This is a genomic window from Campylobacter aviculae (genome assembly GCF_005406215.1).
GTDB lineage: Bacteria > Campylobacterota > Campylobacteria > Campylobacterales > Campylobacteraceae > Campylobacter_D > Campylobacter_D aviculae.
In genome coordinates, this window is record NZ_NXMA01000048.1 from 1 (window position 1) to 702 (window position 702).

Genomic DNA, 702 nt, shown 5'->3' on the forward strand with positions numbered 1-702 from the left:
CTATTTAAATCTGCTTCACTAAAACTTGTTTTATTGGTATCGTTAAAAGTATGATTAATAATATCATTGAATTTATCATAGTATTGCTTGATAGTATTTGCCATATCTATATTATCATAGTATTTATCCACACCTAGATATTCTTTTATGCTAGAAACAATAGGATCATTCTCAGCTACCCTCTCTATCTCATCCAAAGTAGATTTATGTATTTTAAAATCTTTTGGTAATCCTGCAGCCTCATTAAAGTCTTCTCCCATATAACCATCTTTATCTACACTATAACCATAGGCTGTATTATTACTTATATCTGCTTGTTTGAATTTTAAAGTATAAATAGAGTTTTTAAATTCACTAGATATATCATAATTAGGAGAATTTGTCTTAGTGTAATAGTTTTTATTGATATTATTATTGTTGTTAGTAGAATTTAATACTTCACTTCTTATTAAAGTTTGTGAATTTTTATTTTCTATATCATTTAATTTACTAGCATTTTGTTTTAAGAAAGCATTGGCAAAATTTATTTTTGAATTTTCTTTACTTTCTTTATTAGCTTTTGCTTGTGAAAGTATAGAAGTATAATTTGAGTTATCATTGATACTAAAGATACTCATATTTATTCCTTTGATTTTAGAATTGTTCTGCCTTCAAATCTAAATATCTTAATTAAATATAAGCAAGAAGTGTTCCGGTTTGGAT

Annotated in this window: 1 protein-coding gene; it reads right to left on the bottom strand. The window is 25.1% G+C overall.

The features are described 5' to 3' along the window. Nucleotides 1-617: Cj0814 family flagellar-dependent secreted protein (locus tag CQA76_RS08925; RefSeq protein ID WP_408608989.1), on the bottom strand; the 617-nt coding region annotated here is incomplete at its 3' end. Between the last annotated feature and the right edge of the window lie 85 nt (nucleotides 618-702).